The sequence below is a fragment of the Methylobacterium sp. 092160098-2 genome (genome assembly GCF_028920805.1).
Taxonomy (GTDB): Bacteria; Pseudomonadota; Alphaproteobacteria; order Rhizobiales; family Beijerinckiaceae; genus Methylobacterium; species Methylobacterium fujisawaense.
In genome coordinates this window covers 88,826-112,357 of sequence record NZ_JAQPZJ010000001.1, presented here as the reverse complement: position 1 = coordinate 112,357, position 23,532 = coordinate 88,826, and the positions used below count along the sequence as shown (strand labels likewise).

At 64.5% G+C, this 23,532-nt stretch carries 19 protein-coding genes, 1 tRNA gene and 1 pseudogene; 10 read left to right on the top strand and 11 right to left on the bottom strand.

What is annotated here, in order from left to right:
• Positions 1-26 precede the first annotated feature (26 nt).
• Positions 27-1,574: an SPASM domain-containing protein gene (locus PQI07_RS00550; RefSeq protein ID WP_274925802.1), complete on the bottom strand. Its 1,548-nt coding sequence runs from the start codon at positions 1,572-1,574 to the stop codon at positions 27-29.
• A 504-nt stretch (positions 1,575-2,078) separates the two neighbouring features.
• Here PQI07_RS00550 and PQI07_RS00545 point away from each other — a divergent pair.
• The 5 genes from PQI07_RS00545 (at position 2,079) to PQI07_RS00525 (ending at position 8,314) form a co-directional block, all read left to right on the top strand.
• Entirely contained in the window at positions 2,079-2,885 is an 807-nt protein-coding gene (locus PQI07_RS00545; RefSeq protein WP_179697360.1) for an IclR family transcriptional regulator, read from the top strand.
• A gap of 201 nt (positions 2,886-3,086) precedes the next feature.
• A complete protein-coding gene (locus PQI07_RS00540) occupies positions 3,087-4,268 on the top strand; it encodes an aminotransferase class V-fold PLP-dependent enzyme (protein WP_179697359.1) in 1,182 nt (393 codons plus the stop codon).
• Between the two features lie 105 nt (positions 4,269-4,373).
• A complete protein-coding gene (locus tag PQI07_RS00535; protein WP_274925801.1) occupies positions 4,374-5,714 on the top strand; it encodes a dicarboxylate/amino acid:cation symporter in 1,341 nt (446 codons plus the stop codon).
• Positions 5,715-5,802: 88 nt separating this feature from the next.
• The gene (locus tag PQI07_RS00530; protein WP_274925800.1) at positions 5,803-6,699 is read left to right on the top strand and encodes an amino acid ABC transporter substrate-binding protein; all 897 of its coding nucleotides are present in this window, start codon (positions 5,803-5,805) and stop codon (positions 6,697-6,699) included.
• 70 nt (positions 6,700-6,769) lie between these two features.
• Positions 6,770-8,314: an aspartate ammonia-lyase gene (locus PQI07_RS00525; RefSeq protein ID WP_274925799.1), complete on the top strand. Its 1,545-nt coding sequence runs from the start codon at positions 6,770-6,772 to the stop codon at positions 8,312-8,314.
• Between the two features lie 274 nt (positions 8,315-8,588).
• On the opposite strand, the gene PQI07_RS00520 is transcribed toward PQI07_RS00525, so the two are convergent.
• From PQI07_RS00520 to PQI07_RS00510, 3 genes are all read right to left on the bottom strand, one after another.
• Complete coding sequence (locus PQI07_RS00520; RefSeq protein ID WP_274925798.1) at positions 8,589-9,995, bottom strand: phospholipase D-like domain-containing protein; 1,407 nt, start codon at positions 9,993-9,995, stop codon at positions 8,589-8,591.
• 210 nt (positions 9,996-10,205) lie between these two features.
• Entirely contained in the window at positions 10,206-10,868 is a 663-nt protein-coding gene (locus PQI07_RS00515; RefSeq protein WP_274925797.1) for a response regulator transcription factor, read from the bottom strand.
• 9 nt (positions 10,869-10,877) lie between these two features.
• A complete protein-coding gene (locus PQI07_RS00510) occupies positions 10,878-12,218 on the bottom strand; it encodes a sensor histidine kinase (protein ID WP_274925796.1) in 1,341 nt (446 codons plus the stop codon).
• A 175-nt stretch (positions 12,219-12,393) separates the two neighbouring features.
• Between PQI07_RS00510 and PQI07_RS00505 the strand changes: the two genes are divergently transcribed.
• Entirely contained in the window at positions 12,394-13,305 is a 912-nt protein-coding gene (locus PQI07_RS00505) for an MBL fold metallo-hydrolase (protein ID WP_274925795.1), read from the top strand.
• A 135-nt stretch (positions 13,306-13,440) separates the two neighbouring features.
• On the opposite strand, the gene PQI07_RS00500 is transcribed toward PQI07_RS00505, so the two are convergent.
• The 7 genes and pseudogenes from PQI07_RS00500 to PQI07_RS00470 all read right to left on the bottom strand — a co-directional run bounded on the left by PQI07_RS00500 (position 13,441) and on the right by PQI07_RS00470 (position 20,555).
• Positions 13,441-14,196 carry an AAA family ATPase gene (locus PQI07_RS00500; protein ID WP_274925794.1) on the bottom strand — a complete coding sequence of 252 codons (756 nt, stop codon included), beginning with the start codon at positions 14,194-14,196 and terminating at the stop codon, positions 13,441-13,443.
• A gap of 156 nt (positions 14,197-14,352) precedes the next feature.
• A complete protein-coding gene (locus tag PQI07_RS00495; RefSeq protein WP_274925793.1) occupies positions 14,353-14,988 on the bottom strand; it encodes a thioredoxin domain-containing protein in 636 nt (211 codons plus the stop codon).
• A gap of 11 nt (positions 14,989-14,999) precedes the next feature.
• The gene (locus PQI07_RS00490; protein ID WP_274925792.1) at positions 15,000-15,815 is read right to left on the bottom strand and encodes a DUF3658 domain-containing protein; all 816 of its coding nucleotides are present in this window, start codon (positions 15,813-15,815) and stop codon (positions 15,000-15,002) included.
• A 505-nt stretch (positions 15,816-16,320) separates the two neighbouring features.
• A complete protein-coding gene (locus PQI07_RS00485) occupies positions 16,321-17,523 on the bottom strand; it encodes an alginate lyase family protein (protein ID WP_274927662.1) in 1,203 nt (400 codons plus the stop codon).
• Between the two features lie 444 nt (positions 17,524-17,967).
• Positions 17,968-18,114 (bottom strand): hypothetical protein, encoded by a 147-nt coding sequence (locus PQI07_RS00480; RefSeq protein WP_274925791.1) that lies wholly within the window; start codon positions 18,112-18,114, stop codon positions 17,968-17,970.
• Positions 18,115-18,633: 519 nt separating this feature from the next.
• Positions 18,634-18,762: pseudogene (locus PQI07_RS00475) on the bottom strand (IS3 family transposase); the annotation flags it as partial.
• A 1,716-nt stretch (positions 18,763-20,478) separates the two neighbouring features.
• Positions 20,479-20,555 (bottom strand) — tRNA-Met (locus PQI07_RS00470).
• Between the two features lie 259 nt (positions 20,556-20,814).
• On the opposite strand from PQI07_RS00470, the gene PQI07_RS00465 reads away from it, so the two are divergent.
• The 4 genes from PQI07_RS00465 to PQI07_RS00450 all read left to right on the top strand — a co-directional run bounded on the left by PQI07_RS00465 (position 20,815) and on the right by PQI07_RS00450 (position 23,438).
• Positions 20,815-21,270, top strand: coding sequence for a CHRD domain-containing protein (locus PQI07_RS00465; RefSeq protein WP_274925790.1), 456 nt, complete (start codon positions 20,815-20,817; stop codon positions 21,268-21,270).
• 74 nt (positions 21,271-21,344) lie between these two features.
• A complete protein-coding gene (locus tag PQI07_RS00460; protein ID WP_043348958.1) occupies positions 21,345-21,683 on the top strand; it encodes a hypothetical protein in 339 nt (112 codons plus the stop codon).
• 116 nt (positions 21,684-21,799) lie between these two features.
• Positions 21,800-22,705 carry an aldo/keto reductase gene (locus PQI07_RS00455; protein WP_043383626.1) on the top strand — a complete coding sequence of 302 codons (906 nt, stop codon included), beginning with the start codon at positions 21,800-21,802 and terminating at the stop codon, positions 22,703-22,705.
• Positions 22,695-23,438, top strand: a complete 744-nt coding sequence (locus PQI07_RS00450; protein ID WP_043383628.1) for an NADPH-dependent F420 reductase — start codon at positions 22,695-22,697, stop codon at positions 23,436-23,438. The genes PQI07_RS00455 and PQI07_RS00450 overlap by 11 nt, the downstream gene beginning before the upstream one ends.
• Positions 23,439-23,532: the final 94 nt, after the last annotated feature.

Below are 23,532 nucleotides of genomic sequence, written 5' to 3'. Positions count from 1 at the left end.
AGCGTTTGACCCAGCGGGCGCATGGATCAGGCTGCCAGCCGAGCCTTCGCCCCATGAATCAGGTAGCTGTCAGGATCGTTGATGTCGCGGACGAACGGACACGTCCTGCAAGACGGAGGCGGATTCGGTGAGTTCACCGACCAGCGCAGCTCTTGGTAGCGCGGGCCGTTCCAGATTTCCTCCATCGTGTTCTCGTGCAGGTTGCCCATCTTCAAGCCCGGGACACAACAGGCGAGCACGTCGCCGTTGCCCAGCACACCGGCGCCGCGCCAAGGTATGGAACAATGGCGTCGTTCACCGACCTCCTCCGTCCCGAACGGCTCCGGCAGGAAGAAATGGTTGATCCCGAGGTCCTTCGCGAGCGCAATCCAGTCCGAACGTACCGCGTTGAAGCGCTCGCGTTCGTGCCAAAGTGACTCCGTCTCCATTTCCGGCGTGAACGCCATCAGGTGCCGGACGTAGACGATCTCCACACCCACTGATTGGGCGAGTCGGAGGAAGCCGGGGAACTCATCGATGTTGCTGCGCATCAACACGTAGCTGATGGCGATGCGGTGTGTGCCGCCGACCCGCCCCCGCGCTTCGACCGTGGAACGGACGTTCTCAATCACATCAGCCAACGGTGGGGCGCCCTTGCGCACGCGTCGGAACGTCTCGTCGGTCGCGGCATCCAGGGAGATGCTCAGGTGGTCGAGCTTCGAACGCGACAGACGCTCGCTGGCCTCCGGAGTGAGATGGGTGCCGTTGGTGTCGATGACGAACGGCACATCGAGGCCGATCAGAAAATCGAGTTCGCCGCCGTGGCGCGCGTCCGCCCAGAGGATGTCGCCGCTGTAGTCGCACGCGAGTTCCTTGAGGTGCCCGGCAGTGGCCCAGGACCGGATCTGGTCCCGGATCGTCTCTGGCAAGCGCTGGACCGTCTTGCGCGTATCGCGCGAGATGCAGTGGACGCAGTTGAGATTGCACTGCGTGACCGGGCTCCACATCAGGTGCGTCGGGACCGGTGTGTCGGCCATCAGCGGTATGTAGGTGGCGCTGGCGCGCAGGCCGTACTCAAGCTGATCGAATTGTCTACAATACAGCGCGACATGGCCACCAATGCGCTCAGCCCCACTCGACAACCATGCCGTGGTGGCTGCACCGGGCCGAGAACCAACAGCCTCAATGGTCAAGTTGAGCAGATCGCCAGAGCGGACGACTGGCTTGGGAAGGTGGAGCGTGACCGACATGTTGTCGGCGATCTCGTCTGCTGCGAGCGTCAGATCGACAAGGGGTTCCCTGTGTTGGTTTTTTAAGGCGTGATAGTAGCTGCGTTGGCGTGATCCGAAAACGCTCGTCCACGAGCGCAGGCGGGGCTTGAGATCGTGTGGCTCGCGAGAGAGGCGCAGCCTCACTTCTCCCTCGGGCCTGCGTCCCCAGGTAGCCAGCGTCACCGTCACGGCAGACAGGAAGTCGGCCTCGGCGCGGAAAAGTTGAGTCAGGATGAGGCCCGGCACCAATTCGTCGGCGGGTCGCTCAGTGCTCGTCATCTCTGCGCGCCTCGCTGAAGTAATTGCCTGCTGCGTGATCGGCATGTGGTCTTCACACACGCAGGCTGAGGGCTGCTCCCCTGCCGCGCGAAGCTTCCGCCTATCATAGGCAGGAATATGGCTTACAAGTTGTAAAAACGGATCACAGGTTTCGGGGACGCTTTTTCGTCTGCATCCCTGCGTTGATCACGGGCTGACGAGTTCCGTGCCGTCCCTCATAGGCGGTACGCGGCGCGACCGGAGCTTCAAGATGCGCATTGTCCCAGCCGGAGTTGCCTGACTGACGAGGAATGGTCGCTTCGGGGAAGAGGCGACCAAGGTCATAGTGCCTGCCACGGGTTGGAAGCGGGATGGATGCTCTGGGTGGATTTCCGCCGGTCCGCTTTCGGGCAGAAAGACACCGAGGCGGACGCAGCCTTCCCGGAGGCGGTAGGGCGAGAGTGTGCGTTTTGAGCTCAGGTCTCGATGAGGCATCCCCGCCGGTCGGTAGCCCTTGCATGTTCGTGCAACTAGGGCACAGCCGAGCGTAAGCCGTACGAGGAAGCCAACGTGGCCGATGAACTTGACAGGTCGCGCGACGCGCCACTGGATCGGGCCCTGGCCATCCTGACCTTCGTGGCCGAGCAACGGAAGGCACTGTCGGCGGCCGAGATCGCCTCGGCCCTCGCCCTGCCGCTTCCCACCGCGCATCGACTTATCGGCAACCTTGAGGACCGCGGTCTAATCCAGAAGGCCCTCGGCACGAAGCGCTATGTCGTCGGGAGCACGCTGGTCACCCTCTCGGCCAAGACCATCGGGGCAGCCTTCCGCACGGTGCGGCGGCACGCGGTCCTGAGCGCGGTGGCCGACCGGATCGGTGAGCAGTGCGAGATCGGCATCGTCCGCGACAACGCGGTGGCATACGTCGACAGTGTGCAGACGAAGCAACAGCAGTGCCTGCAGTTCAATCCCGGATCAGCCGCACCGCTCCACTGCACCTCGACGGGCAAAATCTACATGAGCCGGCTGCCCACCAAGGTCCGGCAACGACTCGCCCACTCCCTTCCGCTCGCGCAGTACACTCCGACGACCATCGCGGACCCGAAGACGCTTCTCGCCCAGCTCGACGTGATCCGGCGCAGGGGCTGGGCAAAGACCAACGAGGAATACGTCCTCGGCGTCGTCGGCTGCGCCGTGCCTATCGTCTCGCCGAAGGGCGACCTGATCGCTTGCCTGGGCGTGTCGGTGCCCTCCGCCCGCGTCGGCTTCGAGGACCTCGACGCGTTCATCGAGCCCCTGCAGGAAGCGGCCGCCCTCCTGTCCAGCACCATCCTGCAAGACAACGAAGATTTCGATAATTCTCAATTTTCGGAATGAAAAATACCGCTGGATGATGATCCGTCTCGACGCGTAGCGGATGTAGTGTATTTTCCTGTCATGCCGCTGACATGCCCGGCTTTTGGGCACGGATTGGCAGATAAAGTAGCACTGCCGCCATTCAAAGCTTGAGATGGGTCGAAGGCTCGCCGGGACTTCCGGCGCAACGCCTCGTCGCGTCTGCGCTACCGGAGGGGTATCATGACCCAGCACTACGACGTCGCCGCCGTTCGTCAGGCGTTTCCGGCCGCCGAGCACGTGGTCTATCTCGACAGCGGCTTCCAGACCCCGCTCTCCCGCCCCGTGAAGGAGGCGTACGAGCGCTTCCTGCACGAAGGGTTCGAGACCGCCGGCCCCAAGCAGGTCTGGCTCAGCCGCCTCGAAGAGACCCGCGCCAAAGCTGCGACGCTGCTCGGCGCGCAGCCCCACGAGATCGCGTTCACCAAGAACACCTCGGAGAGCATGAACATCGCCGCCAACGCGCTGCCGCTGAAGGCCGGCGACAAGGTGCTGATGATTCACGGCGACCATCCGAACAACGCCTACGCCTTCCTCAACCTGAAGAAGAAGGGCGTCGAGGTCGTGTTCATCCCGATGACCGAGGTGGTGAATGCCGACAGCTTCCGCTCGCACATCGACGACAGGACGCGGGCGATCTCCATGTCGCACGTGACCTTCCACGCCGGCCATCGGTTCGATGTCGAGAGCGTCGGCGAGCTCTGCGAGCGGCACGGCCTCTACTTCATCGTCGATGTGATGCAGGGCATCGGCGTGACGCCCATCAACGCCAAGACGATGAAGGCGACCTTCATCGGCTCGGGCACCCACAAGGGCCTGCTGGTGCCCCAGGGGTTGGGCCTGCTCTACTGGGACTCCTCCAAGATCGAGATGGAGCCGGCCTACCTCGCCGCGGCCAGCCTCGCCGAGCCGCCGACCGACTTCATCGCCCGGGAGGACAACATGGCCCTGCCGGCGACGGCGGGCCGGTTCGAGCTCGGCAACTACAACCTCCCGGCCATCCAGGGGCTGGGTGCCGCCATCGACCTCATCAACATGGTCGGCATCGAGAACATTGAGGGCCACTGCTTCGACCTCGGCGACTACCTCATCGAGCGCCTCGACGAACTCGATGTCGGCCTGGTCGGCCCGCGCGACCGTCAGCACCGCGCGCCGCATATCTACGTCATCGCCCTGCCGGCGGCCGAGTGGCTCGACTACTTCACGCAGAACGGCATCCGTGTCTCGCCCGAGCGCGACGGCATCCGGGTGTCCCTCGGGATGTTCAACACCACGGCGGATATCGACCGGCTGATCGAGGCGGTCCGCGCCCGCAACGTGCCCTCGACGCAGGCCCGCACAGCCGTGCTGTCGAAGCTGGGATAGGCCGACGAGCCTCTCCAATCCTGATCGTTGCCGGCAGCCGAGACGCAAAAACAACAAGCGCCACGCTCGGTTGCCGCTCCACTCGGTGGCGCGGAGGACGACGTCATGCAGGTGAGCAGCAAACCTCACGCCTCGAACAGTCTGACTACCTACATCATGGTCAGCCTGTTCCTCGGGATAGCGACCGGTTACCTGTGCAACACTTTCGCGACGCCGGCCGAGGCCAAGGCGATTGCTGGGTACTTTTCCATCGTGTCGGACGTCTTTCTGCGCATGATCAAGATGATCATCGCACCGCTGGTGTTCGCCACCATCGTCTCCGGCATCTCCAGCCTCGGCGCGAGCGGCGGCGCCGTCGGCCGGGTCGCGTTCAAGGCGCTGGGCTGGTTTATCACCGCCTCCGTGGTGTCCCTGTCCATCGGCCTCCTGCTCGCCAACCTCCTGCATCCCGGTCACGGCCTGAACCTGCCGCTCCCCGAGGCCGGCGCCACCACGAACCTGCAGACCGGTGCCCTGAACCTGAAGGATTTCGTGGCGCACGTCGTTCCCGTCAGCATCGTCCAGGCGATGGCGACCAACGAGGTGCTTCAGATCCTCGTCTTCTCCGTCTTCTTCGGCTTCGCCCTGAGTTCCGTGAAGATTTCGCTCGCCCCGACCGTCGCCAAGTCGATCGACGAGATCGTGCCGATCATGCTCAAGTTCACCGACTACGTGATGCGCTTCGCGCCGGTCGGCGTGTTCGCCGCGATGGCGGCCGTCATCACCACGCAGGGCGTTGGCGTGCTGGTGACCTACGGGAAGTTCGTCAGCGCCTTCTACTTCGGCCTGGCGGTTCTCTGGGTTGTCATCATCGCGGCCGGGACCGTGGTGCTCGGCGGGGCGATCAAGACCCTGCTGCGCCTGCTGCGGCAACCGATGATGATCGCCTTCTCCACGTCGAGCAGCGAGGCCGCCTTCCCTAAGATGGTCGAGCAGTTGATGAAGTTCGGCGTCTCGGAGCGCATCACCGGCTTCGTGCTGCCGCTGGGCTACTCGTTCAACCTCGACGGCTCGATGATGTACCAGACCTTCGCGGCCCTATTTGTCGCGCAGGCCTTCGGCATCGAGATGGACCTCTCGACGCAGATCACCATGCTGCTGGTCCTGCTGGTGACCAGCAAGGGCATCGCCGGTGTGCCCCGGGCCTCCCTGGTCGTGGTGGCGGCGACGATCCCCTCGTTCAATCTCCCCACCGCCGGTCTCGTCTTGCTGGTCGGCATTGACGCCTTCCTCGACATGGGGCGCACCATGACGAACGTCATCGGCAACGGTGTCGCGACCGCCGTCGTCGCCAAGTGGGAGAACGAGCTCGGCGCCCCGGTCGAGAACGATGCCACGTTCATGCCGCCGATCGGCGGCGTGGCGCCGTCAGGCCCGTCCGTCGCTGCGCAGGGCGCCTCAGCCTAGCCAGTCATACCAGGCACGCGCCCCGCGCCGCGTGCCCGGGCTCCGCGAGACCCGAACGAGGTCCGCATCCATGCAGAGGAGAAGATCGATGGTCCAGGGAAAGAACTTCGTACGACTGTCCTGCGCGCTCGCATTCGGCCTCGCCGCCACCGGTGCATCGGCCGAGAGCCCGACGCTGGCCAAGATCAAGCGAACCGGCAGCGTCACGCTCGGCTACCGGGAGTCCTCGATCCCATTCTCCTATCTCGACAACGGCCAGAAGCCCGTAGGCTTCTCCCTCGACCTGTGCGCGCAGGTCGTCGACAGGATCAAGACCGACCTCAAGCTCGACAAGCTCGTGGTCAAGCTTCAGCCGGTCGATTCGGGGAACCGCATCCCGCTCATCCAGAACGGGACCATCGACATGGAATGCGGGGCGACGTCGAGCAGCCCCGCCCGGCTCAAGCAGGTCTCCTTCACGGTCGCGATCTTCGTCTCGTCGGCGCGGTGGCTGACCAAGGTCTCCTCGGGCATCCACGACGTGAAGGGGCTCGACGGCAAGACCGTGGTCGTCACGCAGGGCTCGAACGCCACCGGCTTCGCGTTCGGCATCAAGGCCAAGGGCGGCACGTTCAACATCATCCAGGGCAAGGACCACGCCGAGTCCATGCTGACGCTCCAGAGCGGGCGTGCCGCCGCCTTCATGGAGGACGACATCCTGCTCGCGAGCATGAAGGCCCGCACGCCCGATCCGGCCGCGTACGCCTTCCTGCCCGAGACCTACGCGCTGGTGCCCTACGGGCTGATGCTGCCGAAGGACGACCCCGAGTTCAAAGCGCTCGCCGACGACGTCCTCAAGGGCATGATGGCCTCCGGTGCCTTCACCAAGCTCTACTCCAAGTGGTTCGAGAGCCCGATCCCGCCGCACAATGAGAACCTGAGCTTCCCGATGTCTGACGCCCTGAAGGAGCGCGTCGCGCACCCGAGCGACTCGGTCGATTTTTGACCGGCCGCCCGGGACTATGATGTCATCCCGACGAATGCGGGCCGAGCGTTTCCTGGAGGGGGCCACTCACATGTCCAAGAGGCAGCCTGACGTGATCAAGGAAGACGGAGAGCCGGCGGCGGAGGCATCGGTTCAGCGGGATGCACCCACCGAGTTGGCGGTCGCCACGGTCCGCACCGTGGACCTGCAGACCGCCAAGACCCGCTCCGAGCACGACCTGCTCGGCGACGGTGATGTCCCGGCTGACGCGCTCTGGGGCATCCACACCAAGCGCGCGGTGACCAACTTCCCGATCACGGGCGTGCCGGTCGGCCACTTTCCGGAATTCGTCCGGGCGCTCGCCCTGGTGAAGCAGGCCGCCGCCCGCGCGAACCGGCGCCTGGGCTACCTGGAGACCGGCAAGGCCGACGTGATCGAGCGGGCCTGCACCCTGGTCGCCGAGGATCGGGGCTACGACGCCGCCTTCGTGGTCGATGCCATCCAGGGCGGGGCCGGCACCTCGACCAACATGAACACCAACGAGGTGATCGCCAACGTCGCCCTCGGGCTGATGGGACGGAAGCCAGGCGACTACGCCGCGCTCCACCCCAACGACGACGTGAACATGGCGCAGAGCACCAACGACGCCTACCCGACGGCCCTGCGGCTGGCGGTGATCTTCGGGACGCAGCCGCTGGTGAAGGCGCTCGACGACCTCGCCTACGCGTTCAAGGGCAAGGCGGTGGAGTTCGCCGATGTGCTCAAGATGGGCCGGACTCAGCTCCAGGACGCCGTGCCGATGACCCTTGGGCAGGAGTTCGACGGCTTCCACGCCACCATCAAGGAGGACGTGGCGCGCCTCGGCGAGATCGTCGCCCTGTTCCGCGAGGTGAACCTCGGCGCGACCGCCATCGGGACCGGCATCAACGCCGATCCGCGCTACGCCGCCCTGGCCGTGGAGGAACTGTCACGGGTCTCCGGCCAGCCGATGGTGCTGGCCTCGAACCTTATCGAGGCGACCTCCGACCTCGGCGCGTTCGTGCTGTTCTCCGGCACCTTGAAGCGCGTGGCGGTCAAGCTCTCGAAGATCTGCAACGACCTGCGCCTGCTGTCCTCGGGCCCGCGCACGGGCTTCGGGGAGATCCGGCTTCCGGCCGTGCAGGCCGGCTCCTCGATCATGCCGGGCAAAGTCAACCCGGTGATCCCGGAGGTGGTGAACCAGGTCGCCTACATGGTGATCGGCCAGGACCTCACCGTGACGCTTTGCGCCGAGGGCGGGCAACTGCAGCTCAACGCCTTCGAGCCGACGATCGGCTACTGCGTGCTGTCGTCCCTTCGGATGCTGACGGCGGCGGTGGACACGCTGACCAAGCGTTGCGTCGAGGGCATAGAGGCTGACCGGGAGCGCTGCCGGGCTCTGGTGCAAGGCTCGATTGGGTTGGTGACGGCACTCGCCCCGACGCTGGGCTACGAAGCTAGCTCTCGGGTCGCGCAACGCGCGCTAAAGGAGAACCGACCGGTGGCCGAGCTCGTCTTGGAGGAAGGGCTGCTCACCGAGACGGAACTCAACAAGCTGCTCGAACTGGAGGCGATGATCCAGCCGACACGGCGACAGAAAGCGGCCACCGCGCCATAGGTCATTACATTGCGTTCGCAGTGCATTGGGTGCGTCGCTGGCGGCGTTGGATGCTGCTCATTAACGCAGGGGGAAGTGTCTGCTTTCAGGGAGCGCCAGCGGTTGTGCGCACGGCTGCTATGGGTCGCAAGCCGAATGGCTGCTTGGGGTGGAATTCAGCCGCCTGCTTCCGGGCCTGAACCTTCCGAAGTAGACACGGCCATCTCGCTCACCCCGAGCCATCGCAGGCTCATACGACGTCGCTCCCATCCTCCGACGCCTCACGAGCAGGCGTTTACCGACCGTAGTCCGCCGCGTTCAACGCGATGGCGATCCCAGGCGACCCCACGCCAAGCGCTGCCCCGCGACGGTTAGCATGGGCCACCTCACCGTAGAGCCGCATTGCGGCGCAATCATCTAGGGCGGACGTGTCCTGCCCTAGATGCTCCGCGAGCAGCTCGCAGCGCAGCGCTCGCACCACCGTCCCGTCCCATATGGAGGCGTTCAGTTCCACGTGCCCCCCAAGTGAGTTTGCGTGCAGGTTGCACGAGCCGATCGTTGCCCAGGCATCGTCAACCAGCATGATCTTGGCGTGGACGTAGACGGCGTGTGATCCCTTGCCATCTGCTACTCGGAGGCCCGCGAGCACGAAGTTCTCATGCTGATCGAGCGACTCAATGGCCTCAAACAGTCCCGCGCGAGTAGGGTCGCGACGAGCCGCACGGACCCACCCCTCCGGTTCCGAGGGAACGAGCAACACGACTTGCACCCCACGCTGTAGCGCCGCCCCCAACCTCCAAGCGAGCGCGGGCACCGGCAGCGCTTGGTTCTCGATGTAGATGGTCGATCGCGCGGCATCGATCGCCCGCTCGTATTGCTCCAGGATCGATCGTTCCCCCGCTTGGATCGCGTAGGGCTGCCCGCCCGGCGTGGCGGTACCGTCACCATAGCGGCCCGGTGGCACCATGCGCTGTATCTGCACGACGCTCATGCCTCTAGGCACTGAGAAGCGGACCGGGAAGGGGAGCGACAAGACGCCGGCCGCCCCCCAAGTGCCGTCTGAGCAGTTTCTCTCGCTTGCCTCATTCCAGCGCTGGACGAAGTTGTGGTGCACGTCTGTCGCGGAGGGGCCGGTGACCTCGACATAAATGTCGTGCTGTCCGCCGTCCCGATGGCCGGGTGAGCCAAGCGCTTTTGCGGTCAGGTTCACACCGCCGACGAACACGGTCTCGGTAGGATGACCGGCATCGAGCAGCCAAGACTTTTGGTGCTGGCAGTACGCTGTCCCCGCTCGATCCCAACGAATGGCGAATCGAGCCCCCCGGGCACGGAGCAGTTCGCGGTCGTCATCTGTACCTGGGAAGGCGCGTCCGTAACGGCTGCTCTCTGGATTCGGCCGCCAAAAAAGCACGCGCACGTCGAGCCCACGCGCCACGGCGTCATCCAGCATGTCGAAGAGGCTGCGTCCATCCGCGAATTGGAAGTCGTGCGCGTAGAACGTGACCGTCAGCCAAATACTGTGCCTTGCCGCCTCGATAGCCTCTGCGATGCGCCGAAAGGCCGGCTCACCATCCACGAGGGGTCGCACCAAGTTGCCTGCGCGCACCGGGTAAGCGCCGGCGACGGCGGGGATGTAGCCTCGACGTTCCTCGTCAGGAGACGATGGGTCGAGATCAGGTCCGATGTGGGGTGTCTGGCTCATGCGGAAACTATGCGCGCTAGGCACCGCACGTCGAGGATAATGGCGCTAACTGGTCCAATCCGGATTTACTGGCCGGCCGACGAATGACCGCTTCTGGTGAGCGCTGATGTTCGCCCGCATGGCCGAGTTGGGTCGCCACCAGAAGGGCCGTTTGGGGTGGATTTCCGCCGGTCCGCTTCTGGTCGAAAGGTCGTCAAAGCAGACGAAGTGCTAGGGCTCCTTCAGCGCCAGTTCCTCCGAGGGCGATACAAGCCCAGCTCCGATCGCGATCCAAACGAGATGCGCATCGGTGCGCGCCCCGAGCGTGGCGCGGATTACCGAAAGGTTGTTGTGCACCGTCTTGAGGCTCAGGCACAGCGCCTCGGCGACGGCCTGCGCGGTCATCCCGCCGGCGGTCAGACCTAGGATTTCAAGCTCCCGCGGGCTGAGGTCGTCTAGCGCCGTGCGCCCCCCAGCCACCTCATCCTGAGCGATAGCGCGCGCGATGTCGGCGCTCATCGCCCGCTCACCGCGGAGCACGGTCGCTACCGCCGACAGCAGCTCACGGGGTGGGCTCGCCTTGCTGATATACCCGCTCGCCCCGGCGGCGAAGGCTTGGCGCGCGATCATCGCCCCGGTGCGCATGCTGAACACGACGATGCGAGCTGACCCATCCCATTGGCGGATATGACGGATAGCCTCGATACCGCTTGGGCCCGGCAGCGACAGGTCGAGGATCACGAGATCGGGCGCGTGAGCCTTGTAGTGGGAATAGGCCATTGCCGCGTTCTCGGCTTCAGCGACCACGACCAAGCCCGGCTGTCGCTCGATCAGGCGGCGATAGCCCTCGCGCACGACTGGATGGTCATCGACGAGCAGGATGGTTGTGGCCATGAGGCGATCTCAGCCGGCCGTCGGCACGGATGCACAGGCATGGATGCCTGAACCGGTGCCGGTGAGCGAAAAGCTTCCGCCCATGGCGGCGAGCCGCGCTCGGATGCCGACGAGCCCACGGCCCGTGTGAGAAGCTGTTCGGGACACATCGCCCCCACCGTCATCGTCGAGCGTCAGCGTCACCGTTCGTGGTCCGGCCTCCGACCGGCCGAGCCGCAGGAAGATCCGGCTCGGTTGGCCATGTCGCAAGGCGTTCGTCAGCAGTTCCTGCGCGATCCGATAGAGGCTCGCCGCCACGTTCTCGGATATGTCGGAGAGATCACCCCTGACATCGAGATGCAGGGCCGGCCCGGACCTGAGTTGTCCTCGCCAATCTGCCACGAGGCCACGCAGAGCCTCCTCCAATCCGGCTTCGGCGAGATCGGGCAGTTCGAGGCGGGCCAGGGCTCCACGCAGGCTCTCCCGCATGGTGGCGATGATGGCTTCGATACCCTGGGCGTCCTCGCGAAGATCGTCGCGCTCCGGGGGCGCAGCCAGTTCGATCGCTGCGGCACGTGCCCCCGCAGCGGCCAGGCACTGGCCGAAGGCATCGTGTAGGTCGCGCGCGAGGGCCTGCCGCTCTTCTTCTTGAACCGTGACGAGCCGCTGCATCAGGCCCGCGCGCTCGGCCTCAATGTGGGCAAGCCGGTCGGCGAGGGCGTTGCAGGCCCGGGCAATCCGGTCGAACTCGGTGGCGGCAAAGCTTGGCATCGGCGGGCGGATGCCGGCCATATCGAGGTTTTCCAGCCCGTGCACGATCCGCCTAACCGGTGCGACGAGGCGCGTCACGGTGAGCCAGTTTAGAAGGAGCGTCGCCGCCGCCAAACCAAGGGCTAGTCCGCCTGCGAGGCGCGTGCGCCGCCAGAGACGAGCCGCCGATGCCATCGGATCGGGCCATGCCGTGACACTGCCGATGGTGCGTTCACGATACACGATCGCCCGGATCGTCGGCGCGGCAGCGGCCTCCCGGACGAGGGCTTCGCGGAACCACGCAGGGGCGGCATCGAGGCCGTCCCAGTCACCGCAAAAGCGGCGGGGCAATTCCACGCCGAGATGAATGTCGGCGCAGATGCCCGGCAGGAGCGTGACGATGGCCGGCGCGGCCTGCGGTGCGCTGGCGGGCATTGCAGCTGGTCCGGCGCTTCCGAGCCCCGGCTGACGCGCGAGCTGCGCGGCGATCCGATTTGCCGACATTGCAGCCTCCCAGCGGAGGCTCGCGTGAGCGTCCCAGGCGGCCCATGCGATCGCCCCCACTAGGCAGAGCGCGGCCACAACAAGAAGGCGCAGACCGAGATGTGTGGGCAGGCTCATGGATCAAGCAGCCGGGCTCTAAGCGAGGCTCTGATTTGGCACCGGGACCGTGAGGGTGCGCAAGCCATGGCTCACTCGGACGGGAAGAATGCCCGGGCTTCAGCGGGAGGACTTCCCTGGTCTGATCCCGCCACGATCCGGAGGATGGTGCTGTCCCCTCTCCACGGAGCCGACCATGTCGCTTCACCTGTCTCGCCGTAACCTCCTGGCTGCGTCCGCCCTGCTCCCGCTCGGATTTCACCTCCCTGCAATGGCCGCGCCCGTGAATGGCCCGTACCGGGTCGGCGCGTTCACGGTGACGCCGTTGCGCGACGGCCTCTTTCCGCTGGAGCCGAGCATGATCCCGGCCGCCGAAAGCCAGGCCGGACAAGCCTTGCTGGAGGGGGCCGGTCTTCCTGCAAAGGGCCCGTCGCCGGAGCCGGTCAACGCGTTCCTGATCCGACGCGGGGAACGGCACTGGCTGCTCGATGCGGGCTGCGGCACCGTCCTCGGGTCGGGCTTCGACAGGGTAACCGCGGCACTGGCGGCGGAGGGCGTGCGGCCGGAGCAGATCGAGACCATCTGGCTCAGCCATCTGCACGCCGACCATGCCGGTGGTCTCTTGACGCCGGACCGCCTCGCGCGGTTCGCAAACGCGGAACTCGTGCTGCAGGAGCGTGAGGTGGCCTACTGGTCGGATGCGGCTGCCAGAGCCTCCGCTCCGGCTCCATTAAGCCCGATGTTCGAGACCGCACAGGCGGTGCTGGCGGCCTATCCTGACAGGATCCGGCGTGTCTCCGGCGAGGCGGAGCTAGCACCGGGTATCCATGCGCTGCCGCTGCCCGGCCATACACCGGGACATATGGGCGTCTTGATCGCGGACAGCTCCGACGGCCTGCTGATCTGGGGCGACATCGTCCACTCGCGGATCCTACAGATGCCGCATCCGGATTGGACGGTGATCTGGGACACCGATCCAGCGGAAGCGATCACGACGCGACGGCGCATCCTCGACCGTGCGGCAGTCGACGGCTTGAGGGTGACCGGGATGCACCTCGCCACAAGTGGAAGGATCGAGCGTGCGGATACGGGTTATGCACTGGTCTAGCTGCGCCGCAACTAGGGGACCGCGGATGTCCGCTTCCGAGGTCTCTTCAATGGACAATTGGCGACCGCATTGGGTGGGTTTCTGCCGGTCTGCTTTCTGACGGCGATGCATATAAGCGGACGGGCTCGCTACGGCCTACTTTTCGCTGATCATGGCCTCGATCATGCCGTGTGGATCATCCACGAATTGACGCATGATCCGAAAATGCTCGGTGTCCTGCAGTGCCACCGGCTCCAATCCGTATCGGTTCATCCGCAGCAATCGTGCCCCTGGATGCGCCATGATGATCGGCGAGTGCGTGACAATAATCACTTGGCTTTGATTGCCTGCCTCCATCTGGTTGAGGAGCTTGAGAAAATCAAACTGACGCTTTGGCGATAAGGCAGACTCGGGCTCATCGAATATGAAGATACCGGGCTTCGTGCAGCGCTCCTCGAAAAATCGGAGGAAGCCTTCTCCATGCGAATGAGATAGGAAGTCGGCTGACGGACTGCCTGCCTCGTCGAGATAACGAGCTACGGAGAAGAAACTTTCCGCTCGAAAGAACCAGCCGCGCCCGATCTTCGGCAGCCAACTGGCCTTGAGTGATCGCGCGAGTCCTCCGCCGTCGGTCTCGATCGCGTGGGAATTGTCTACGGCCTGATATCCCGGACCGCCACCGCTCTCATCGAACCCCGCGAGTACCGCAATACCTTCCAAGAGCGTTGATTTGCCAACGCCGTTCTCCCCAGCAATGATGGTGACGGGGCGATCAAATGCGATTTCGAATGCACCATTCTTGAACAACGGAAGAGAGTAAGGATAAGCGCCTCTGTCAAAGATCGCATTTTCGTCAAGCCAAACCCTCTTCAGGTATGGCGGCGGCAAATTTCTGTGGCCGTGTCTGCCCATAGATCATTCTCCGCTGCTTAGCGTTGAAGTCCCTCACCAAGAAGCGGAGGCTACCGACCCAAAGCAGTTTCACGGAAGGTCTGCTTCAGGAATGTTCAGCGAGGCGTTTTTTGCCCGGAAATGAAAGATTGGGCGGCCGATCGCGCGGGTCAGAACCTAGCCCGGTAGCTTCCGGACGATCTCGTCGAACACGTCGGCGGGCAGCGCACCGACGTAGCGGTCGCCGTTCAGGAACAGAGTCGGCGTTGTACGGACATTCAGAACTTTCATCGCCCCGGCCTGCACGCGGTTGACCTCGTCGTAGAGGGCTTGGTCCGCCAGCACGGCATCGAACTTGGCTCGGTCGAAGCCCGCTTGCCGGAGGAGGTCGCGCATCGCGTCGAGCGGCTTATCGACGAAGGCCCAGGATCTCTGCCTCTCGAACAGCAGATCCGTGATCGGGTAGTAGTTCCTGCCGCCGTCGGCACGGGCCAGCATGAATGCGGCGGTATCGAGCGGGTTCAGCGGGTATCCGCGTAGGGCGCAGCGCATCCGCCCGGTATCGATCCAGCGGGCCTTGATGCCGGGCCAGACCTCTTTGTGGAAGGCCGCGCAATGGGTACAGGTCACGGCGGCGTACTCGATGAACGTCACCTTAGCCTCGGGCGAGCCGATCCAGATGTCGCCCAGCGGCCCCGCCAACGCCGGATCATCGACGGGGGCCGCCTGCGCAAGGGCGGGGGCGAAAGCCGGGCTCAGCATCGCGCCGACGAGCAGGCTGCGACGGGTGACCAAAGGGCCTAAAGGACACATCCCGGTCATCCTCAGGCTGGCAAACGGGTGGTGGGCGTCCTGACCTCGTAATCGCGCATACCCGGTCCCGGTCCCCTGATCTCAAGACCTCCTGCATCTCCAAGAGCCTGGAGACGACCGAACAGAATGATGTCGCTGACCACCTGACCGGGTGGGTCAACCTCGTCGGTCAGGTGCTGCATGGTGCGCCCGATCACTTTCGCGGCTACCTCCCAGTCCGGGGTGGCTTTGGTGATAAGCACGGCGTCGAAGTGCGTCAGTGGAGCCGACACCAAGCGAGCGTCGCGCACGATGCGCAATGGGGCATCCTCGCTCCTCAATGACGTCCACGCAGCAGCGGCTGCGTCGCACTCCGCCCGAGTGAAGACGCGTCGCTTGTCCCTCAGACCAGACGCGACGATGTCCTCGCAGCGCATGATCCCGAGCGACCAGGGCTTTCGGATGCCGTCGCGCGTGACGAAATCGAGTGCCGTGGCGTCGACGATGTCGAACGAGCGGCCGTTCATGCGGAACGCGAATTCGAGAAAACTGGCGTGCTCGGCTGCGTCGCTCATGCAGACCCAGTAGACCGGATGCACGCGGGCCGACGTGGCTTCCATCCACGGCTCCTCTGGCTCGCGCTGGTCGGCGTAGGGATCGGGTCGCAGGACGGCTTTGAGCCACGCGTGTCGAACATCTGGGTCCAGCGGATTGATGGGACCGAAATGCAGGGATCCCGAGAGCGCGATGACCCGCGCTTCGTCGCCCTGTAACCGGAGGGCTTCTCGGACGGTGTCCGCCCTGCTCGCACCCCACACCACATGGATGACTTCGGCCTCACCGGGCATCTGTGATCCTCCATCGCCGCATGGTGGTCAGGGCGGCTGGAAGCTTGCCACCGTCGATGTAGCGGTGATGTGACCCTGCTGGGCTGCCGTGTAACGTTTGGTGACAGCACCCCGTGGGTGGCGTCATCCGTCTCAGCCAAGCGTCGGTCCTGCGTCCGGTTTCGGGCGAAGCAGTGACGAGCGTGTACGACCATGTTGGGTCGATAGGAGGCCGTCCGCTTTTCCGGCGAGGCTTGTCCGAAGCGGCCATTCCGTTAACGGCCAAGTTCGGTCGCATCCGCCGGTACCCGTGAACGTCGAGGTTGGGTGGTTTTACGACAGTCTGCATTTGAGCAAAAGACCGTCAAAGCGGATGCTTCAGCTCTCATGGATGGCATTGGCTTACCATGCGCAGCTGCGCTGACTGATCAACCTAGACGCCCGCCCTGAAAAATCGCAAGCATTCAGAGCGGGCAAATCGTATAATCTCCATCACTCAGAAGGGGCTTAATTCTACACGGAACGTCTATGGCATTGTGAAGGTCAAGGTGCCGTAACCGAGCTGGTCGAACCCGCCGCTATTAGGGCCATAGTCGCCACCTCCCCCATCCGGGCCGGCCTGAGCGGCAGCTTGAACAAGCTCTGGTGCAGCGAGATGCTTGAGTTGCACATAGTGTGCGACGAGCAGTGACCAGATTGGGCGAACCTCACCTCTGCCATTGTTCGAGATGACCGGCTGCGCAACATCGCTGTTCGTGTAGGGCGTGTAGGGGACATCGCCGCCCAGGTTGTATCGAGCCACATATCGGGCGGCTGCGAGCAACCTGTTGTCGTAGGCCCCGAACAAATCGTCGCCTTGCTGCCACGCAATCTCGCAGATGGTACCCGCCAAGCCAATGCCGAGAAGCGAGTGACCCTGATCACGCCCGCTCTCTTGCCACTGCGCAAGGCCACCGGGATAGGTCTTCCATGCCGCGTGCTGGATCGCGCCATTGCCTGGACCATGCAGGTAGTAGTCGCGTCCATGCTCGTAGAGATCACGGCGGTTCGTGAAGACGCCGATCGCCATCAAGGAAGCGACGTTTGCCAGATCCCAGTTGGCCCAGTAGTGATCGATCGCCGCGCCATTATGGTGTGCGAGAAAATCGTCGTTCATTGGGGCGAAGACCGTGAGCAGCATGCGCGCAAATTCTTCACGGTCGCGGGGCTGCCAGCCAGGAAAGTCGCGCAGTGTCTCAGCTGCGACGGCGAGTTGGTAACCGTAGATACCAGAGGCGAGATATTTATCCGATGTCCCGGTGACGACCTTCAGTGTGCCGGCCCAAGCGTTGAGGATTGCAGCCGCCCTTGCTGCACGCTGTGTGTCGCCGGTTATTCTCCAGTCCAGCGCGAGTGCATAGGCGGCGGCGGCGTCGTTGAATAGGGTAGCGTAGTTCTCGGCGGGATGATTGGGGGCGGTCCCGCGCACCAGTACCTCTACAGGACGCGGCTGATAACCGGGACTGTCGTGAGAGTTTGTCCGCAGACGCGCGAACGAGGCCGCCCATGGCTGCCGGTTCTGTCGAACGGCTTGAGCGATACCGGCAAACTGTGAGGCTGAGTCGAATGCGCCGGGGTGGCGCATCGCCTGCGCATGCGCAGTCACTGAGCTCGATAGCGCAATTGCACCGAGCAGCGCGACAGATGAAAACCACCCGGTAGGAGGCCGAATAGATATTTTTATAAGCATCACCTTGGTTCCTCGAGCATCTTAGATCGCAGCGTCGTGCGGCACGTCTGGCATAAGTCAATTTTTCTCTGAATTGCCCATCGGATGGCTTCATACGTTTTGACGCTTTCGCCGACAATTCGTCCGCTACAATTCTTCGATCTTTCAGTAGAGAGGTAGGGTGTATTGCGTACTGTCCGACGATGGCCGTATCATTGACGGTTGATCCAACGCAATCGGTGATGGGCCGTGAAAAGACCTATCATGGGACCAAGCAGGTCTTCGTCGTCACGATTTTATGCCAGCCCCAGGGAGTGATGCCTACGCTTCGAGAGATGCGGCAGCCCGGGCCATAACTTGCTGGCACGGCCGCGCGGTAGATCGGATACTGGTGGCCGTAGACCGGGTAGGGGCGATCGACCACCACGGTGCGGGATCCACCCCACAAGGGATAGGGCCGGTTGATTACGACCGTTCGGCCGCGCCATCCCCCGTGCCCATGCGAGCTGCCCCCGGCGTGATGGGGATGTCCACCATGCGGGTGCCATCCACCGTGATGTCCGCCGCCATGTTGACCGCCGCGGTGATGAGCGCCGCCGTGATGTCCGCCATGGCTATGGCCATGCGCGAAGGCGGGCGAACCCGCCGTGAAAGTGAGGGCAAAGCCTGCGGTGGCGGCCGCGGTGAGTATGCGAAACGCCATGTTCTCTCTCCTATCCGGCCGGCCAAGGCGGCAGGACGTCAGGGGACGGTGCGCGGCAAACGGGGCATACCTTGTGAACAGGGCGGTCAGTAACTGTTCAGTTTTGCCACCCTGAACAGCCCATCGCGAAGTGCGGGAGGCCGAAAATCAGCCTTACTCAGCTTCATCACATCTCTGACATGAACAAAAACGTGATGAAGGTCGATGGGCATGCCACATGCTGAGCCAATCACATGCGGCACTCAGCGAATGACTGCTTCTGGAACGCGCCCAGGGTGCTCCAAACGACTGAGTTGGGTCGGTATGAGCCTGACCGCTTTTACGGCGGCCCTTCTCGGAAGGGGACGATCCGCTTACGGCCAGACTACGTCATGCCAAATCGCCATCGCGCGCAGAACCGGACGTTCGGCTTCACGCTCATCTCGGTCACCGGCCTCAGTAAGGCGCTTAGTGTAGCGGATGCTGACGTAGTGCGAGCTGCGGTCGGAGTGGCAGACGAGGCCACTACCAGCGGAGGGGCGGCGCTCGTGCCTGGCCTGCTCCAGGACATAGAGGAGGCCTTGCTCCGCCCACATCGTCTTGTCCGCCGACGTTCGCAGGTAGTCGCTCACCGCGCAGGACGTTTCGTCCAGCCCCGCCTCGATGATCTCGAGCTGGCGGACGAACGTAGGCCGGACGGCCAACAGGGCTTCGATGTCGCCGGGCACGGGCTTGGGAGCCAGGGAGACCAGAAGGTCCGGCAGGTTGTGCTTTCGGATGAAGGAACGGAACTGCCGCTTGTAGGCATCTCCTTCGATCATCGCCGGCCTGCCTTCGCGGATCAATTCGTCGGCCCATTCCTTCGCGATGCCGATGGCGCTTCTGGCTATGGCCAACGCGAGTTCCGGCGGAACCGTCACCTCGATGAGTTTCAGCAAAGGCGAAACGGGAGAGTGGTCGCCGTTCTCCAGACGGAACCGAGCAATCACGCATGCTCGAAGGTCCTTGTCCGCGGCTAGATATCTTTTCAGATGCGATGGGCACGCGGCGGATATCGCGGTATTCTAGGCCAGTCTTCCGACCTTCGCGTCGACCGAAGCCACCTCGTCTTCGCTGCGGGCTTCGTCAAGCGCCTGGACCAACTTTCCTGTCCGCGTCGGCACCACGTAGAGGCTGAACCGCGCCATCGAGACGTCGATGCTGCCGCGCCGGCACCCTTCAAGCCAATGCGAAGGTCTTCCAGAGATCGGCCGTCCTCTCGGGCACCGGATTCTGCCTGGGCGCGCTCTTGCATTACTCAAGCAGGACGGAGCCGTCCGGGTAGTGAACGGCGACATCGTCCCGGTGCTCGAGCGGGACGAGCGCTCCCGGCGGAGCCGTCAGAAGGTGATGGCAGAAGCGCACCGGCTGAAGCGCGGAGCCATTATACTGGCCAGGCGCCGCATGCGCGGCTTGCTTCGAGGCGATGTCCATTTCGTAACTTAAGGAACAGTTCCGCAAGAGAGAGGGAAGGTCATCTCCCTCGAGGTGCCCGTCACCCGATTTCCGTCGTCCTCCGCAGGTGCCGATCATGAGCCGCTGCCACCGCCTCGGCGAGCTCTGATGCAAGCCACGCGGGAGCACGCTTCCGGAGAGGCGGTGGGAGGCGACGATAGGACGTCCGCCGACTTGCGATCGAACGCCTCTCCCCTCCGACCTTTGGATGAGAGGAGGATGCCGCCTACAGGACCCGTCGTCGATGGCGACACCTTCCACGGTGCGACGGCCCAGATCGTCGCCGTTGCCGGTCACGCCGCACGGTTCCTTCCGGCCGCTTGGCTCAGACCGGGTTGAAGGAACCACTGTTCCTTCATTTCGAGCCTATCGGCTGTGTCGCGGCGCTTGGCGGCGCGAGACCGGTGTACCTTCAGAAGCTGGAGCCGGTGCCGCCGTGGGGGGACAAATCGGGGTCAAACCGCGAATCTAACTTTCGCAAAATCCAGCAACCGCAGCGACTTAGATGATGTCGAGTCATGCTGGCGGAGACGGAGGAAGTCGAACCCTCGTTCCAGCTTGGAAGATGCAACTACAAAAAGATGCCGATGCGACTCCCTTGCTGGCGCAGGACCGGTGGCCGACGTGCCACCACCATCGGCGCGGTTGCCGGTCGTTGATCGCTTGAGCTGAAAGAACCAAAGCGCCATTTTAGAGCAATGGACGTGAAGCGGTCCATGCACACAGGCGACATCGATACCAATCCGGTACGAGTTTACCGGTCAGATCGTCCGTGGCGCCGAAAAGCTCAATAAAATCAATGGTAGCGAGGGAGGGATTTGAACCCCCGACACAAGGATTATGATTCCTCTGCTCTAACCAGCTGAGCTACCCCGCCACGCGGCACGACCGTCCGCGAGGACGATGCGTGCAGTGGCCGCGGTATAGGAAGAGCGGGCGCTCGCTGTCAACGGTTTTGGGTGCGCAAAGCGCGCGTCCGGATCGGGCTCGATCCATGTCTCGCCGATCGCGGACGGGACAGCCCGGCTGTCTCCGGAAGTCGACCGTCGCCGATGCGGCGGCCATGTGCGGTCCGTCGAAGCCCGCTAGGTTGACACACGGGCCGCCTGAAGGCCCGTCACATCGCGGAGCGTTCGATGACAGCGCGCACGAACCATCGTCGGAGCACCAGCCTCGCCGCCCTTCTCGTGCTGGGCGTGCCGCTCCTCGCCGGCCCGGCCATCGCGGCGGGCAACGACGCCACCTATCGCGCGGCCCTCACCGGTAGCAGCGAGGTCCCGGCGACCACAGGCGCCGGCACGGGCGAGATCACCGCGACCTTCGATCCTGCCGCCAAGCGCCTCAGCTGGTCGGGACGATACAGCGGTCTGACCGGCCCGGTCACGGCCGCCCATTTCCATGGTCCGGCCAAGGCCGGTGAGAATGCCGGCGTGCTGGTTCCGGTGACGGCAGCGAGCAGTCCCTTCTCCGGCGAGGCGATCCTCGACGACGCGAAGGCCGCCGATCTCGCTGCGGGCCGCATCTACTTCAACCTTCACACCGCCGCGAACCCGAAGGGTGAGATCCGCGGCCAGCTGGAGCGCGCGCCCTGATCCGGAACGGCGAGAGCCTCGACGTTCCCGATCGCGCCCGGTAGGCGGATCCCATCCTCCTGCCGGAGCTTTCGATGAAGCAGATCGACGCCATCATCGCCTGGACGCCCCTGCGTTGGGCAGAGCTGAAGCCGGAAACCGCCGGGCAGGTCGTCGTCCTGCCCGCACCCGACACGGCGGGCGAGGCGAAGCGCTACATGATGCGCGCCGGCGCCAGCTCGTCCGCCCTGGCCGCCCTGTCGGAAGAGGCGCGCATCGCCCGCCTCTTCATCGACTTCCAGACCCTCGTGGTCCGCGACGGGATCGACCCGCAGGCGGCCCACCGGGCGTTTCTGACGATCGACGAATATCGGTTCCGCATAGCCCCCGACACCGAGGGTGCGGAATTCGAGGATCCGCCCGAGGAGGATTAGCCTTCTGCCCGCGGCCGGCCGTTGCGTCGTGCTCACGCAAGCGTGAGAATTATGAATGCACACAGGCCGAAGCCGCCCTATCTTCCGATGGGTCGTGATTTCGTCCGAGGCCGGCCATGCCCGTATCCCGTCGCGCCGTCATCGCCGCAGCGGCCCTCGCCCCGCTCGCAGGGCGATTCGCCACCGCGGCGGAGCCGCTGATCCGCCGCCCGATCCCCTCCACCGGCGAGATGCTTCCGGCCATCGGGATCGGCACGTCCCGACGCTACGAGGTCGAGCCGACGCCCGACGCGGTGGCGCCGCTGAAGGAGGCGGTGAAGACCTTCGTCGCCCTCGGCGGCTCGGTGATCGACACGGCCCCGAGCTACGGGACCGCCGAGGACGTCCTCGGATTGATCCTGGCGGAGCCCGGCCTGCGCCAGAAAATCTTCCTCGCCAGCAAGGTCGACACGACCGGCCGCGATGCGACGCTGGCGGAGTTCGAGCGGTCGCTCAAGCGGATGAAGGTCGATACACTCGATCTCGTGGCGGTCCACAATCTGATCGACGTGACCGAGAATCTGGCGATTCTGCGGGATCTGAAGGATCGCAAACGCATCCGCTATGTCGGCGTCACGGTCTGGCGCGACAACCAGCTCGACGCGCTCGAAGCCGTCATGAAGCGCGAGACGCTCGACTTCATCCAGGTGAACTACGCCATTGACAACCGTGCCGCCGCCGAGCGTGTGATTCCGCTCGCCGCGGACCGCGGTGTGGCGGTGATGACCAACGTGCCGTTCGGCCGCGACCGCCTGTTCAAGGCGGTCCAGGGCAAGGAACTGCCGGCTTTCGCCAGGGACCTCGGCTGCGCGAGCTGGCCGCAGGTCTTCCTGAAATACGTGCTCGGCAATCCGGCCGTGACCTGCCCGATCCCCGGCATGGCGAAGGCCGCCTATGTCGAGGACAACCTCGGCGCCGCGCGGGGCAAGCTCCCGGATGCGGCACAGCGCAAGCAGATGGAGATGTTCATCGATGCGGTCTGATCTCACCTCGCGCCGCGCGGCGCTCGCCCTCGCGGCCGGACTCGCCGTCGCCGCGGCCATGCCCGCGCTGGCCCAGGACGGCCCGAAAAAGATCCGGATCGGCGTCATCGGGGCCGGAAATATCGGCGGTACGATCGGGACGCTCTGGGTCAAGGACGGCCACGAGGTGATGTTCGCCTCCCGCCACCCGGAGCAGTTGGCGGCGATGGTCTCGGAGCTGGGACCGAAGGCCAAGGCCGGCACGCCCGAGGAGGCGATCAAGTTCGGCGATGCCGTGTTCATCGCCGTCCCCTACAAGGCCTATCCGGAGCTCGCGAAGGAGATCGGCCCGGCTCTCAACGGCAAGGTCGTCCTCGATGCCGGCAACGCCACGCAGAAGCGCGACGGCGCGCTCTACGACGAGGTCCAGGCCAGCGGGATCGGCGCCACCTCGGCCAAGTACTTTCCCGGCGCCAAACTCGTGCGCGCCTTCAATGCGGCCAACTACAAGGTCTTCGCCAAGGAAGGCGCCGATGGCGGCAAGGGTCGCGCGGGCGGACGGATGGCGATCCCGATCGCCGGGGATGACCCGGAGGCTCTGAAGGTCGCCGAGGGCCTCGTCCGCGACGCCGGCTTCGATCCGGTGGTGGTCGGTCCGCTCAAGGAGGCCGACAAGTTCGCCATGGGCTCCCAGGGCTTCGGTCACGACGTGACCGCGTCGGAGATGCGCCAGAAACTCGGACTGGCGCAGTAGGGGCGTCATCCGATCCGTCGCCACGCCGTGCGGAGGCGACGGGTCGGACCGAGTCTCCGTGAGGGAGGCTTGCCCGAGGGAAAGCCCATTCCGG

What these genes read in the sequence shown, in the direction of transcription:
- PQI07_RS00515 (WP_274925797.1), bottom strand. Translation starts at nt 10,868, where the DNA reads ATGGCCACAACCATCCTGCTCGTCGATGACCATCCAGTCGTGCGCGAG.
- PQI07_RS00520 (WP_274925798.1), bottom strand. Translation starts at nt 9,995, where the DNA reads ATGAGCCAGACACCCCACATCGGACCTGATCTCGACCCATCGTCTCCT.
- PQI07_RS00525 (WP_274925799.1), top strand. Translation starts at nt 6,770, where the DNA reads ATGTCCAAGAGGCAGCCTGACGTGATCAAGGAAGACGGAGAGCCGGCG.
- PQI07_RS00500 (WP_274925794.1), bottom strand. Translation starts at nt 14,196, where the DNA reads ATGGGCAGACACGGCCACAGAAATTTGCCGCCGCCATACCTGAAGAGG.
- PQI07_RS00510 (WP_274925796.1), bottom strand. Translation starts at nt 12,218, where the DNA reads ATGAGCCTGCCCACACATCTCGGTCTGCGCCTTCTTGTTGTGGCCGCG.
- PQI07_RS00465 (WP_274925790.1), top strand. Translation starts at nt 20,815, where the DNA reads ATGACAGCGCGCACGAACCATCGTCGGAGCACCAGCCTCGCCGCCCTT.
- PQI07_RS00535 (WP_274925801.1), top strand. Translation starts at nt 4,374, where the DNA reads ATGCAGGTGAGCAGCAAACCTCACGCCTCGAACAGTCTGACTACCTAC.
- PQI07_RS00460 (WP_043348958.1), top strand. Translation starts at nt 21,345, where the DNA reads ATGAAGCAGATCGACGCCATCATCGCCTGGACGCCCCTGCGTTGGGCA.
- PQI07_RS00455 (WP_043383626.1), top strand. Translation starts at nt 21,800, where the DNA reads ATGCCCGTATCCCGTCGCGCCGTCATCGCCGCAGCGGCCCTCGCCCCG.
- PQI07_RS00490 (WP_274925792.1), bottom strand. Translation starts at nt 15,815, where the DNA reads ATGCCCGGTGAGGCCGAAGTCATCCATGTGGTGTGGGGTGCGAGCAGG.
- PQI07_RS00530 (WP_274925800.1), top strand. Translation starts at nt 5,803, where the DNA reads ATGGTCCAGGGAAAGAACTTCGTACGACTGTCCTGCGCGCTCGCATTC.
- PQI07_RS00450 (WP_043383628.1), top strand. Translation starts at nt 22,695, where the DNA reads ATGCGGTCTGATCTCACCTCGCGCCGCGCGGCGCTCGCCCTCGCGGCC.
- PQI07_RS00485 (WP_274927662.1), bottom strand. Translation starts at nt 17,523, where the DNA reads ATGCTTATAAAAATATCTATTCGGCCTCCTACCGGGTGGTTTTCATCT.
- PQI07_RS00495 (WP_274925793.1), bottom strand. Translation starts at nt 14,988, where the DNA reads ATGTGTCCTTTAGGCCCTTTGGTCACCCGTCGCAGCCTGCTCGTCGGC.
- PQI07_RS00540 (WP_179697359.1), top strand. Translation starts at nt 3,087, where the DNA reads ATGACCCAGCACTACGACGTCGCCGCCGTTCGTCAGGCGTTTCCGGCC.
- PQI07_RS00480 (WP_274925791.1), bottom strand. Translation starts at nt 18,114, where the DNA reads ATGGCGGACATCACGGCGGCGCTCATCACCGCGGCGGTCAACATGGCG.
- PQI07_RS00505 (WP_274925795.1), top strand. Translation starts at nt 12,394, where the DNA reads ATGTCGCTTCACCTGTCTCGCCGTAACCTCCTGGCTGCGTCCGCCCTG.
- PQI07_RS00550 (WP_274925802.1), bottom strand. Translation starts at nt 1,574, where the DNA reads ATGCCGATCACGCAGCAGGCAATTACTTCAGCGAGGCGCGCAGAGATG.